The organism is Campylobacter sp. BCW_6467, from assembly GCF_001762855.1.
Lineage (GTDB): Bacteria > Campylobacterota > Campylobacteria > Campylobacterales > Campylobacteraceae > Campylobacter_D > Campylobacter_D jejuni.
In genome coordinates this window covers 1-13,856 of record NZ_MJXP01000013.1, presented here as the reverse complement: position 1 = coordinate 13,856, position 13,856 = coordinate 1, and the positions used below count along the sequence as shown (strand labels likewise).

The 13,856-nt window shown below is 35.9% G+C and carries 6 protein-coding genes, 2 tRNA genes, 3 rRNA genes and 1 pseudogene; 1 reads left to right on the top strand and 11 read right to left on the bottom strand.

Translation table 11 applies throughout. The features are described 5' to 3' along the window. Window positions 1–88: 88 nt before the first annotated feature. Entirely contained in the window at window positions 89–1,255 is a 1,167-nt protein-coding gene (locus AJ888_RS01275; protein WP_002861411.1) for a pyridoxal phosphate-dependent aminotransferase, read from the top strand. Window positions 1,256–1,277: 22 nt separating this feature from the next. Here AJ888_RS01275 and AJ888_RS01270 read toward each other — a convergent pair whose 3' ends face one another. The 11 genes and pseudogenes from AJ888_RS01270 to AJ888_RS01220 all read right to left on the bottom strand — a co-directional run bounded on the left by AJ888_RS01270 (window position 1,278) and on the right by AJ888_RS01220 (window position 13,856). Further along, entirely contained in the window at window positions 1,278–1,619 is a 342-nt protein-coding gene (locus AJ888_RS01270) for a cupin domain-containing protein (RefSeq protein WP_044794551.1), read from the bottom strand. A gap of 93 nt (window positions 1,620–1,712) precedes the next feature. Continuing rightward, window positions 1,713–2,710 (bottom strand): annotated as a pseudogene (locus tag AJ888_RS01265) (MBL fold metallo-hydrolase). Between the two features lie 344 nt (window positions 2,711–3,054). After that, window positions 3,055–4,926, bottom strand: a complete 1,872-nt coding sequence (gene dnaK, locus AJ888_RS01260; RefSeq protein WP_002861408.1) for a molecular chaperone DnaK — start codon at window positions 4,924–4,926, stop codon at window positions 3,055–3,057. A 22-nt stretch (window positions 4,927–4,948) separates the two neighbouring features. Beyond that, window positions 4,949–5,479: a nucleotide exchange factor GrpE gene (grpE, locus tag AJ888_RS01255; protein WP_002790452.1), complete on the bottom strand. Its 531-nt coding sequence runs from the start codon at window positions 5,477–5,479 to the stop codon at window positions 4,949–4,951. Next, window positions 5,476–6,267 (bottom strand): HrcA family transcriptional regulator, encoded by a 792-nt coding sequence (locus tag AJ888_RS01250; protein WP_002861407.1) that lies wholly within the window; start codon window positions 6,265–6,267, stop codon window positions 5,476–5,478. Before AJ888_RS01250 ends, grpE begins: the two co-directional genes overlap by 4 nt. 208 nt (window positions 6,268–6,475) lie before the next feature. Then, entirely contained in the window at window positions 6,476–7,657 is a 1,182-nt protein-coding gene (locus AJ888_RS01245) for a hypothetical protein (protein WP_002861406.1), read from the bottom strand. Between the two features lie 247 nt (window positions 7,658–7,904). Then, window positions 7,905–8,021 (bottom strand): 5S ribosomal RNA (rrf, locus tag AJ888_RS01240). A gap of 275 nt (window positions 8,022–8,296) precedes the next feature. Beyond that, window positions 8,297–11,355, bottom strand: a 23S ribosomal RNA gene (locus AJ888_RS01235). 726 nt (window positions 11,356–12,081) lie between these two features. Then, a tRNA-Ile gene (locus AJ888_RS01230) sits at window positions 12,082–12,158 on the bottom strand. 8 nt (window positions 12,159–12,166) lie between these two features. Then, a tRNA-Ala gene (locus AJ888_RS01225) sits at window positions 12,167–12,242 on the bottom strand. A gap of 102 nt (window positions 12,243–12,344) precedes the next feature. Next, a 16S ribosomal RNA gene (locus AJ888_RS01220) occupies window positions 12,345–13,856 on the bottom strand. Together the 16S, 23S and 5S rRNA genes with 2 tRNA genes alongside form the textbook arrangement of a ribosomal RNA operon.

The following is a 13,856-nucleotide window of genomic DNA, read 5'->3' as shown; positions in this document are numbered from 1 at the left end:
TGAAATTTACAACTCATTTTTAAATTAAATTTATTGTAAAAATGCAATTTTCTGCTAAAATTAAACAAAAATTATCAAGGATTGAAAAATGCTTACAAAAAGATCTCAAGTTTTAGAAGAATCTATCACTTTAGCTATCACTGCACTTGCCAATGAACTTAAAGCCAAAGGCGAGGATATCATTAGTTTTTCAGCGGGTGAACCTGATTTTGACACACCACAAACCATCAAAAATGCCGCTATAAGTGCTATTGAAAAAGGATGTGGAAAATACACTGCTGTTGCGGGAATTCCTGAAGTATTAAAAGCTATTCAAATCAAATTTAAAAAAGATAATAATCTTGATTACGAAACAAATGAAATCATCACCAATGTAGGTGCAAAACACTCTCTTTTTGAATGTATAGAATGTTTAGTAGAAAAAGATGATGAAGTCATTATCCCTAGTCCTTACTGGGTAAGCTATCCTGAAATGGTAAAATTTGCAGGTGGAAAACCTGTATTTATAGAAGGCTTAGAAGAAAATGGCTTTAAAATTACCGCTGAACAACTAAAAAAAGCTATCACAGCTAAAACCAAGGTTTTAATGTTAAATTCTCCTTCAAATCCTGTAGGATCGATTTATTCTAAAGAAGAATTAACTCAAATTACTAAAGTTTTAGAAGGAACTCAAATTACCGTTTTAAGTGATGAAATGTATGAAAAACTTCACTATGATGGTTTTGATTTTGTAGCTTTTGCAAGTGTAAGCGAAGACGCTTTAAAACGCACTGTGACTATTAACGGACTTAGCAAATGTGGAGCTATGCCAGGATGGCGTTTTGGCTATATGGCAAGCAAAAATAAAGCCCTAATTTCAGCCGTTAAAAGACTTCAAGGACAAAGCACTTCAAATATTTGCTCCATTACTCAACATGCAGCCATTCCTGCTTTAAATGGGAAATGTGATAAAGATATAGAAAAAATGCGTCAAGCTTTTGAAAAACGCCGTAACTTAGCTTTAGATATGCTTAAACAAATCCCAAATATCAGTGTTTATAAACCAGAAGGTGCTTTTTATCTTTTTGTAAATATACAAAAAATAGAAAAAGATTCTATGAAATTTTGCCAAAAATTACTTGAACAAGAAAAAGTTGCCGTTGTTCCAGGCATAGGTTTTGGAATGGATGGATATTTTAGGCTTTCTTATGCCACAAGCGATGAGCTTATCAAAAAAGGTTTAGAAAGAATAGCAAATTTCATTGCTTCTTATTAAGCCCTAAAGCCTTAAAATTACTTTAAGGCTTTTTAAGCACAGCATTTACTCTTTGAATACTATCTGATTTATTTAAACTCAATCTTATTATAGAATTTTCCAATCCACCTAAAGAATGCGCTACATTTGCTTCTAGGCTTATCATATCCAAAGCATTTAATTCAAATTTTTCCTTTTCCACTTCAAACCAAATTTTACCGCTTAAAACTTGAATATGTATAGCAAAAGGAGCTTTATGCTCTTTCATAACACTATCTTTAGCTAATAAAATTTGAATTTCTTTACCTTTTTCATTGTCAATTAAAACATTGATTTTTACTTCTTTTGGGCTAAATTCCGCCCTATTCCATTGAATGATTTTCACAAAATCTCCTTTTTTAGTTTTATAAAACTATAGCAAAAACCAAAATATAGATTATAAACTTGTGTTAATTTATCCTTCTTTCCACCAAAAATCCTATTTAAATTTAGCCCTTATTTCATAAGCCTCACCCATTTTTGGTGTGATAAGGGGTAAATCTAAATTTTCATAAAAAAATTTTACTACCTCATTCCATGCATGAGTTCCCGCTAAAAATCTCCCCCAATGTATAGGCATGACAGCCTTTGCATTAAGATCTTTCGCTTCTTTTAAAATTTGACCAGGAAAAGAGTGTGAATATGGCCAAGCGATATTAAACTGTCCGCTTTCAAGACAAGCTAGATCAAAACTTCCAAAATATTCACCTATTTTTTAAAATGTGTAAAATATCCTCCATCTGCACTAAAAAACACTCTCTTATCTACACTTAAAAATTCCATCACAAAAGAAGCCCAAAGGGTTTTGTTTTTACCATCTCCTCTACTTGAACTGTGCTGTGCAGGTATTGCAATGATTTTTAAATCATCAAATTCTATTCCACTCCACCAATCAAGCTCTATGATTTTTTTCTCACTCACCCCATAGCTTTTTAGATAATTTCCCACTTTTAAAGGTGTAATAAAAAATTTAGCCTTATCTTTTAAAGCTTTTACACTCTTAGCATCTAAATGATCAAAATGCGAATGCGTGATAATCACAGCAAAAATTTCATTAAAATCATTTACATTATAAACAGGAGCATTTTTAAAAGCCTTATTGATAAAAGAAATAGGCGAAGCATGAGTGTTAAAAACAGGATCAATCAAAATTTTATATTCTTTAAAACTTATAAAAAGCGAAGAATGTCCAAGCCAAGTAATATGCGGGGTGCTAAAACCACTCAAATCAGGCTTGAAAAAAGGTAATTTAAAAGAAGGAATGGCATTTTTTGGATAAAGATAATAATACCTCAAAATTTCTTTAAAAGACACTTTAGGAGTTATAAGACTTTGCTCATTTTCATTAAGAAAAATTTCATATTTTTTACCCTGTATTTTTTTAGCTTTTAATCTTTCATTATTTGAAATATCAAAGGTTTTAAATGATAAATTCAAATTTTTCCTTTTATGTTTATCAAGATTATATCTAAAAAGTTTTTAGACTAATTTTATTTTATTGCTAAGTTTTTAGTTTGCTTACACTAAAATGACTTGGATGAAATCAAATTTTCTTTAGAAGATTTTACAAAAATTTCACCTACATTATTCAAACCATTTTAGCAAAAGAAATACAAGAAAATGAATTGTCTGATTTTAAACTAAAACTTCAAAAAGAATTGGTTAAAAAATCAATAAAAAATTAGGTAGCAAGCTTATATTTTACAGATTTTGTCATTTCCTAAAAATTTTTAAAAAATTTTCAAGCCTTTTAAAAAGGCTTGAATGAAGATTTTGAAAGATTACTCAACTTCAGCGTCGATTACATCGTCATCTTTTTTCTTTTTATCGTTCGCTGCATTTGGCTCATCTTTTTTATACATATTTTCAGCTAACTTATGAGAAACTTCACTTAAAGCTTTCATTTTGCTTTCAATCTCTTCTTTGCTTGCATTTTGATTTTTCAAGGTCTCGCGCAAATCATCAAGAGCCTTTTGGATATTTTCTTTATCAGCAGTGGCAACTTTTTCACCCAACTCACTTAAAGATTTTTCTACTTGATGAGCCAAGCTATCAGCTGCATTTCTAGCATCTACAGCTTCTTTGCGTTTTTTATCTTCTTCTTTGTGAAGTTCAGCATCTTTTACCATGTTGTTAATTTCTTCTTCGCTAAGTCCGCTTGAACCTGTGATTTTGATCTCTTGAGCCTTACCTGTTGCTTTATCTTTTGCACTAACAGTTAAAATACCATTTGCATCGATATCAAAAGTAACTTCGATTTGTGGCATACCGCGTGGTGCTGGTGGAATTCCTTCAAGATTAAAATTTCCTAAAGATTTATTATCACGACTAAATTCTCTTTCCCCTTGTAAAACATTGATAGTTACAGCACTTTGATTATCTTCAGCGGTTGAGAAAACTTGCTCTTTTTTAGTTGGAATAGTTGTACCTTTTTCGATAATCTTAGTCATTACCCCGCCTAGAGTTTCTATACCCAAAGAGAGCGGAGTAACATCAAGTAAAAGCACATCTTTTACATCACCTTTTATAACCGCACCTTGAATCGCCGCACCAATAGCCACAACTTCATCAGGATTTACAGACTTGTTAAGATCTTTATTAAAAGCTTTTTTCACTTCTTCTTGCACTAAAGGAACACGAGTAGAGCCCCCTACCATAACAATTTCTTTAATCTCATCTTTTTTAAGACCTGCGTCGCTTACTACTTCATTGATTTTAGTGATGGTTTCAGCTACTAAAGAATCAATCATACCTTCAAATTTAGCTCTAGTAAGTTTTTTAACCAAATGTTTTGGTCCACTTGCATCTGCTGTGATAAATGGTAAATTAATTTCAGTTTCATTAGCTGAGCTTAATTCTTTTTTAGCATTTTCTGCTGCTTCTTTCAAGCGTTGTAGAGCCATAACATCATTTTTAAGATCTATGCCTGTTTCATCTTTAAATTCATTAGCTAGAAAATCAATAAGTTTATTATCAAAATCATCGCCCCCTAAGAAAGCATTACCACCTGTTGCTAAAACTTCTACTACATTATCGCCAGTTTCAAGCACAGTAACATCAAAAGTTCCCCCGCCTAGATCATAAACCACGATTTTTTCACTATCTTTTTTATCAAGTCCATAAGCTAGAGCTGCTGAAGTAGGCTCATTGATAATTCTTAATACATTAAGTCCTGCTATCGTTCCTGCTTCTTTTGTCGCTTTTCTTTGTGCATCGTTAAAATACGCAGGCACAGTAATAACTGCATCTACAACACTCTCACCCAAGAAAGCCTCAGCATCTTCTTTTAGTTTCATTAAAACTTTTGCTGAAATTTCTTGCGGAGTATAAATTTTCCCTGCAATCTCAATAGCACAAGCACCATTTCTTTCAGTAATATGATAAGGAAGTCTTGTTTTAGCTTCTTTAGCCGCGTCTTCATTGATCATCAAACCCATAATTCTTTTAATAGAATAAATAGTTTTTTCAGGGTTAGTTACCGCTTGGCGTTTTGCACTATCTCCTACTAAAACCTCGCCTTTATCTGTAAAAGCCACCACAGAAGGAGTTGTATTTTTACCTTCTTTATTTGGGATTACTTTACTCTCACCGCGTTCATACACAGCAACACAAGAATTGGTTGTTCCTAAATCTATACCTATAACTTTACTCATTTTTTATCCTTTTTATTAAAATTTATTTTGCTACACTAACTTTGGTTGGACGGATCACACGATCGGCTATTTTATAGCCTTTTTGAAGCACGGTAACCACTTCACCACTTTGATGATTTTCACTATCTACATGAAACATTGCCTCATGTAAATTTGGATCGAACTCTTTTTCTTCTTTGATAAGAGCCACTCCATGCTTTTCAAGTTTTTTAAGAAACAAATCTAAAGTGTTTTGCACTCCTTCTTTGATTTTTAAGCTAATTTCATCATGACATTCGACATTGATAGCTGCTTCTAAAGCATCCAAAACATCAAGCAAATCCTTTGCAAAGCTTTCATTTGCATAAGCCATAGCACTTAGCTTTTCTTTTTCCATTCTTTTTTTAATATTTTCAAATTCAGCGTTTGCACGCATATATTTGTCTTTTAATTCATCATAGTCTTTTTGCAATTTGTTTTGCTCAACATCTTCGATATTTTGCAAATTCTCATCTTGCAAATGTTCAGAATTTTCTGCGTTTTCGTTTTCAAATTCTTGCTTTTGCTCGCTCACGCCGCCTCCTTTATGTATTGTAATATTTTTTTATAATCCGTATAAACACTACCTGCTAAGATAATATTTACATCTTCGCCCAAAAACTGCGCATCCACCTTAAGCCCCATAAAACCTTCTTTAAATAAAGGTTCAAATTCAAGACTTTCTTTAAAATAACGATGAACTCCGCAATCTAAGAGCTTAACAAATTCATCATTTTGATAAATTTGATAAGCTCTTTCTTCATTACTTCTATAGCAAATCAAATTTTGTCTTAAGCTAGCTATTTTTTCTACAAGATCCATAAAATGAACTCTCAAAGCTATTTTTTCTATACTAAAAAGATCTAATCCTATAAGACTTTGTAAAAATTTCCATGCTTCTTTTTCATATTTTAAAACGAGCTCTTCTTCTTTAAAATCAAGCACTATAAATTTAGCATTTAGATCAAGCACTTCTTTAAGTACTAAGCTTCTACCACCATAAACAAGACAATAAATTTCAAATTCTTTGCTCAACTCTTTTAAAAAATTCTCACTTTTGATATTGATATCTTGATCTTGTTCTTTTTTCCAAAAACTTTGCCAGTAATTTTGCATTGTCAAAATAGTAGGAATTCTACCACTACTTATATGAAGCTGAGTGATCAAACCCTCGTCGCTAAGCCTTTTAAGATAAACGCGTATAGTTGAAGCAGGGATGCAAAGATTTAAATTCAATTCATTTGAACCAATAGGAACATTATCTAAAAGATAAGTTTGGATGATAGAATCTAAAATCAAATCCTTTTTATCTCGGCTTTTCATAGCTCTTTCCTTAAATTTTTAGCACTCTATTTTTTGATTGCTAGAAGTATTATACAACATTGAGTGTTATTTTGTCAAGTATAAATATAAAAAAATATACTTAATTTTATTTAGTCTATATGACTAAACTTTTATTAGTTGATTTTTTATAAGAATACAACATATCAAAATAAAAATAACAATACACTTTACAAGATAATTATAAAAACTAAGCCCAAATTTTAATTAAATCAGCTATTTTTCCATAACTTGTAGAATTTGTATCAAAATAAGTTTGCTTCATTTCGTTGACAATTTCACCAAGATTGTCATAATTAAGTTTAGTTGCATCTTCAGGTTTTAAACCTAGCATTCTTACACTTCTTTGTTTAAATAAATCCACAAAACCTTCATAGAAAATTTTAAATTTATCCAGATTAAGAACAAGTTTTTTATTACCAGTTTCTTTATCTTCAACTTCATCAAAAATTTTATCAGATAATTGCATTTTAAGTAGAGATTTTTCATCTTCACTTAAATCATCATATTTTACACCTTTACCTAATTTATCTAAGATATCTTTAATTTCTATTGTATTAGTTTGATTAAATTTAGTTAAAGTTAACATACCTACGCTTTCAGTCCATCCAGAATTTGGAGCTTTGGTTTTTACTGCTTGCATGCCAGTTTCGCTAAAACTAAGCTCTCCATTAAAATCTCCATCTTTTCTTATCATTTTATCAAGCTCTAAACCTATAGTTCTACCAGCATAATCTATATCTTTAGTATCATCTGGACGCATTTCTCTAAAATCTTTTTCAAAACCAAATAGAGTATCCACGCTACCATTTAATTGTGTATAAGATTGCACAAAAACTCCTAAATTTGTTTCCTGTGCTACAAAACCACTTTTCGTATCTTCAAGTTCATAATCTTCTAAATATCCATCATTATTTCTATCACTAGCCACATAAGCTCTAGTATATGCTATATCAGCATACCATCCAGCCACGAAATTTTCAGCTTTTCCACTTAATATATATGATCCATCAAGTCTTTTAGTCATATCTTCTTTGTCAAATTCAATCCCCATTTTATTGATGGCTGTTGAACTTAAAGCACTACGAACGAGTTTATTTGTAATAGGATCTCTAAAATATATAGTAGTCATACCTCTTTCAGCTTTTTTTACTTTATCACTTACCTTTTGATTGAAAACTTTTTCATCTTCTAATCTTTGAAGCATAGTTTGAGCTACATCTGTTTTTTGCTCTTGAAATGAAGAGGAATTTTCGTCTTTTTCATTAAGAATATTTGGTTTTAAATTCAACTTAAAAGATTTGTATACACTAGCTTGCTGAGAAGATTTAGATATGGGTTGAAAATGATTAAGAAATTTTATAAAATCCATTTTGATGCCTTCAAATTTTCGACATCTTTTCAAAAATATTGTTAATATATTTTACGTAATTTTAACTTAGAAAATTTTAAATTTTATCCTCTATTATTTTCCAAACCCCTAAAAACACCCTATTCTCTCTAAAAACCCTAACCAGTAACAAACTCTTTTTTTAAACACTATTTCAAACACCATCTAAAACAACAATAAAAATAAACATAGGATTTATATATAAAGTAAGCAATGAAGACATTTAACAAGTCCGCAATGAGCTACTTTCCCCCTGCCAGTAAGGCGTAGTATCATCACCCACGATGTGCTTAGCTTCTTGGTTCGGGATGGAGCAAGGCGTTTCCACATCTGTATAATCACGGACATTGTTATTTAAATATTCTTTGAAAGATTGAATTTAAAAAATAAAGCTTAATCTTTTTATTTCTTTACTTTTTTCTTTATTCTCTTTCTTCTTTTGTTTTTCTTTCTTCTTTACTTATCTTTTATCTTTGATAAGTTTTTATATAGAATACTTAAAAAACAATGTTAAGAGCAAGTTCTAATATAAACTTTACTTGAAAGATTTCTATTAAACTCTAAATATTATCTATATTCAAAGCTTTCTTAAAAACCTTAACAAGGAAGTGATGCTTTATTAAAGATAAGCCAAACGCTCTATTAGTACTGGTCAGCTAAAGGACTTTCATCCATTACACACCCAGCCTATCAAACTAGTAGTCTTCTAGAGAGCTTAGAGAAGATTCATCTTAGAGTTGGCTTCACGCTTAGATGCTTTCAGCGTTTATCCTTTCCAAACTTAGCTACGCTGCGATGCTCTTGGCAGAACAACAGCTACACCAGTGGTTTGTTCAACCCGGTCCTCTCGTACTAGGGTCAAATCTCTTCAATCTTCTTACGCCCACGGCAGATAGGGACCGAACTGTCTCACGACGTTCTGAACCCAGCTCGCGTACCGCTTTAAATGGCGAACAGCCATACCCTTGGGACCTGCTCCAGCCCCAGGATGCGATGAGCCGACATCGAGGTGCCAAACCTCCCCGTCGATGTGAGCTCTTGGGGGAGATCAGCCTGTTATCCCCGGGGTACCTTTTATCCTTTGAGCGATGGCCCTTCCACACAGAACCACCGGATCACTAAGACCGACTTTCGTCTCTGCTTGACTTGTATGTCTTGCAGTTAAGCTGGCTTATACCTTTATACTCTACGAACGATTTCCAACCGTTCTGAGCCAACCTTTGTAAGCCTCCGTTATTATTTGGGAGGCGACCGCCCCAGTCAAACTACCCACCAGACATTGTCCCACTTGAGGATAACTCAAGCTGGTTAGCTACCCAAATAAGAAAGAGTGGTATCTCAACAATGGCTCATATACAACTGGCGTCATATACTCAAAGCCTCCCACCTATCCTGCACATTCTTATCCAAGTAGCAGTGTCAAGCTGTAGTAAAGGTCCACGGGGTCTTTCCGTCTTGCCGCGGGTAGGAGGAATTTTCACCTCCACTACAATTTCACTGGATCCCTCTTTGAGACAGCTCCCATCTCGTTACGCCATTCATGCAGGTCGGTATTTAACCGACAAGGAATTTCGCTACCTTAGGACCGTTATAGTTACGGCCGCCGTTTACTCGGGCTTCGATCAAGAGCTTCGCTAATGCTAACCCCATCAATTAACCTTCGAGCACCGGGCAGGCGTCACACCCTATACATCCTCTTACGAGTTAGCAGAGTGCTGTGTTTTTGGTAAACAGTCGGGAGGGACTCTTTGTTGTAAGTTTCCTTGCTTTCGGAGTAAATCCTAATACAAAGCTAACCACACCTTATACCGAAGATACGGTGCTATTTTGCAGAGTTCCTTAAAGAGAGTTCTTCCACGCGCCTTAGAATACTCATCCCACCCACCTGTGTCGGTTTACGGTACGGGCAACATTAGCTAAACTTAGAAACTTTTCTTGGCTCGACGGCATCAGGGGTTCTTCTATCCATCCGAAGATTTCAAAAAGCCTTTCAGTTCTCGGAGTATTGTTATACGGATTTGCCTGTATAAGCTCCTACGACCTTAGACTAGCACTTCCATCCGCTAGCCCCCTTAGCCCTAAGCGTCCTTCCATCGCACACTAATGTTGGTATTGGAATATTAACCAATTTGCCATCGTCTACCCCTTTCGGACTCGACTTAGGACCCGACTAACCCTACGATGACGAGCATCGCGTAGGAAACCTTGGGTTTACGGCGTTAATGATTCTCACATTAATTATCGCTACTCATGCCTGCATGCTCACTTCTATTCGCTCCAGCACTCCTTACCGGTATACCTTCGACGCAAATAGAACGCTCTCCTACCACTTGCACACAACTTAAACTACTTAAACTTTAAACCAAGAATATTTTTACTGATTTTACTAAGTTTTGTTTCTATCTTTACTCTATAAAAATCAGTAAAAATATAACTTAAAACATATAACTTAGTTTTTTATATTCTAAACTTAAATAATCTAAGTTGTGTGCAAGTCTACAGCTTCGGTACTTACTTTAGCCCCGTTATATTTTCCGCGCAAAATCACTAGACCAGTGAGCTATTACGCTTTCTTTAAAGGATGGCTGCTTCTAAGCCAACCTCCTGGTTGTTTAAGTAACTTCACATCGTTTTCCACTTAAGTAAGATTTAGGGACCTTAGCTGGTAGTCTGGGTTGTTTCCCTCTTGACGACGGATTTTATCACTCGCCGCCTGACTGCTGTGATTACATATAAGGTATTCGGAGTTTGATAGGGTTTGGTACATTGGTGTATGCCCTAGCCCATTCAGTGCTCTACCCCCTTATATTACGACACAACGCTATACCTAAATATATTTCGGAGAGAACCAGCTATCACGAAGTTTGATTGGCCTTTCACCCCTATCCACAAGTCATCCCGGGGCTTTTCAACGCCTATGGGTTCAGTCCTCCACTAGTTCTTACACTAGCTTCAACTTGCTCATGGATAGATCACTTCGTTTCGGGTCTGCAGCATCTGACTAAGCGCCCTATTCAGACTCGCTTTCGCTACGGCTTCGCGTTTGCTTAACCTTGCCAGACACCACAACTCGCAGGCTCATTATGCAAAAGGCAGTCCATCACACTGTATTGCTACATAGTGCTCTGAATGATTGTAAGCAAATGGTTTCAGGTTCTATTTCACTCTGATCACCTCAGTTCTTTTCACCTTTCCCTCACGGTACTTGTGCACTATCGATCTGGTATTAGTATTTAGGGTTGGATCGTGGTCGACCCGGATTCAGACAGGATTCCTCGTGTCCCGCCCTACTCAGGATACTGCTAGCTAAGCTTTGTTTTTCGCATACGGGACTATCACCCTCTATGGCTATACTTTCCAGAATGTTCTGCTAAACTCAGCTCTTGCACATTGCAGTCCTACAACCCCCAGTGCAAGCACTGGGTTTGCCCTCTTGCGCTTTCGCTCGCCGCTACTGACGCAATCTCTATTGATTTCTTTTCCTGAGGGTACTAAGATGTTTCAATTCCCCTCGTTCGCTCCTATATAGGTAATGTATATCTCTATACATTGGGTTGCCCCATTCGGAAATCTACGGATCAAAGCTTCTTGACAGCTCCCCGTAGCTTATCGCAGTCTAGTACGTCCTTCATCGCCTTTACCAGTCAAGGCATCCACCATTCGCTCTTAGTAGCTTACCTTTTGATGTTCTTTTAGCAGATGAGCAAAGCTCATCCTAAAGAACCAAAGCTAAAGGCCTACCCCGCCAACCTAAAAGATATTAGGCTTAAAACGAAATAAACTAAACATTCATTAAAAAATTAATGTAGATAAAGCTTCAATTCTTAATCGCTAAAAAAACAATTTGCATAAAAGTTAGATATAACCTAACTTCTACCTTTTTTATTGATTCTAAAACGCATCACTTCCTTGTTAAAGTTTTTATGATAAGACTTCTTTATCTTAAGACGGAAAGCATTCAAACACTTAATATAAAACTAAATGATTTAGTCTTAACTAAGCTGTGAGTTTGAAACTTGTCTTTAATTTACAAATCTTAAATCTAATATTCTCTTTATTATAGAAATAAAGATAATTAAAAGATATAAGTTAAACCAAAGAAAAGATAAATAGGTTTTATCCTTTAACAAGTCCTGTAAAATTGTTTTTATTAAAACTTGCTTGTGACTCTTAACAATGATAATTAAAAAGAACATTTAGGTTTAAAACCTAAAGGAAGTATATATATTAACATAATCATTATAAATATAAATACATAATGTATATGCTATTTATATCTATTAAAAAGTATATTCTTTTATAGTTAAAGATAAAAATAAATCTAAGTATAGAGTTTATATTTTATATTTAATCTACTTTATATACTTGCTTTAGATTTTAAAGCTTTTTTATTCAAATCTTTTTTATGGTGGGCCTAACAAGACTTGAACTTGTGACCTCACCCTTATCAGGGGTGCACTCTAACCAGCTGAGCTATAGGCCCTTAATAAATGGTGGAGAATAGCGGGATCGAACCGCTGACCTCCTGCGTGCAAAGCAGGCGCTCTCCCAGCTGAGCTAATTCCCCATAAACAATTAGCTTTATCATCAATCTTTGAAATCTAAACAAGAATCAATTGAGTTTATATATTGAAGTAATAGTTGTGAGACTTATTACTTTGTACTCTAGAAAGGAGGTGATCCAACCGCAGGTTCTCCTACGGTTACCTTGTTACGACTTCACCCCAGTCGCTGATTCCACTGTGGACGGTAACTAGTTTAGTATTCCGGCTTCGAGTGAAATCAACTCCCATGGTGTGACGGGCGGTGAGTACAAGACCCGGGAACGTATTCACCGTAGCATGGCTGATCTACGATTACTAGCGATTCCGGCTTCATGCTCTCGAGTTGCAGAGAACAATCCGAACTGGGACATATTTTATAGATTTGCTCCACCTCGCGGTATTGCGTCTCATTGTATATGCCATTGTAGCACGTGTGTCGCCCTGGGCATAAGGGCCATGATGACTTGACGTCGTCCACACCTTCCTCCTCCTTACGAAGGCAGTCTATTTAGAGTGCTCGGCCGAACCGTTAGCAACTAAATACGTGGGTTGCGCTCGTTGCGGGACTTAACCCAACATCTCACGACACGAGCTGACGACAGCCGTGCAGCACCTGTCTCTAAGTTCTAGCAAGCTAGCACCCTCATATCTCTATAAGGTTCTTAGGATATCAAGCCCAGGTAAGGTTCTTCGCGTATCTTCGAATTAAACCACATGCTCCACCGCTTGTGCGGGTCCCCGTCTATTCCTTTGAGTTTTAATCTTGCGACCGTACTCCCCAGGCGGTACACTTAATGCGTTAGCTGCATTACTGAGATGACTAGCATCCCAACAACTAGTGTACATCGTTTAGGGCGTGGACTACCAGGGTATCTAATCCTGTTTGCTCCCCACGCTTTCGCGCCTTAGCGTCAGTTGAGTTCCAGCAGATCGCCTTCGCAATGGGTATTCTTGGTGATATCTACGGATTTTACCCCTACACCACCAATTCCATCTGCCTCTCCCTCACTCTAGACTATCAGTTTCCCAAGCAGTTTAATGGTTAAGCCATTAGATTTCACAAGAGACTTGATAATCCGCCTACGCGCCCTTTACGCCCAGTGATTCCGAGTAACGCTTGCACCCTCCGTATTACCGCGGCTGCTGGCACGGAGTTAGCCGGTGCTTATTCCTTAGGTACCGTCAGAATTCTTCCCTAAGAAAAGGAGTTTACGCTCCGAAAAGTGTCATCCTCCACGCGGCGTTGCTGCGTCAGGGTTTCCCCCATTGCGCAATATTCCCTACTGCTGCCTCCCGTAGGAGTCTGGACCGTGTCTCAGTTCCAGTGTGACTGATCATCCTCTCAGACCAGTTAAGCGTCATAGCCTTGGTAAGCCATTACCTTACCAACTAGCTGATACTATATAGTCTCATCCTACACCGAAAAACTTTCCCTACTCAACTTGTGTTAAGCAGGAGTATAGAGTATTAGCAGTCGTTTCCAACTGTTGTCCTCTTGTGTAGGGCAGATTAACTATACCTTACTCACCCGTGCGCCACTAATCCACTTCTAGCAAGCTAAAAGCTTCATCGTTCGACTTGCATGTATTAGGCACGCCGCCAGCGTTCACTCTGAGCCAGGATCAAACTCTCCATAA

What these genes read in the sequence shown, in the direction of transcription:
- AJ888_RS01275 (WP_002861411.1), top strand. Translation starts at nt 89, where the DNA reads ATGCTTACAAAAAGATCTCAAGTTTTAGAAGAATCTATCACTTTAGCT.
- dnaK (WP_002861408.1), bottom strand. Translation starts at nt 4,926, where the DNA reads ATGAGTAAAGTTATAGGTATAGATTTAGGAACAACCAATTCTTGTGTT.
- AJ888_RS01250 (WP_002861407.1), bottom strand. Translation starts at nt 6,267, where the DNA reads ATGAAAAGCCGAGATAAAAAGGATTTGATTTTAGATTCTATCATCCAA.
- AJ888_RS01245 (WP_002861406.1), bottom strand. Translation starts at nt 7,657, where the DNA reads ATGGATTTTATAAAATTTCTTAATCATTTTCAACCCATATCTAAATCT.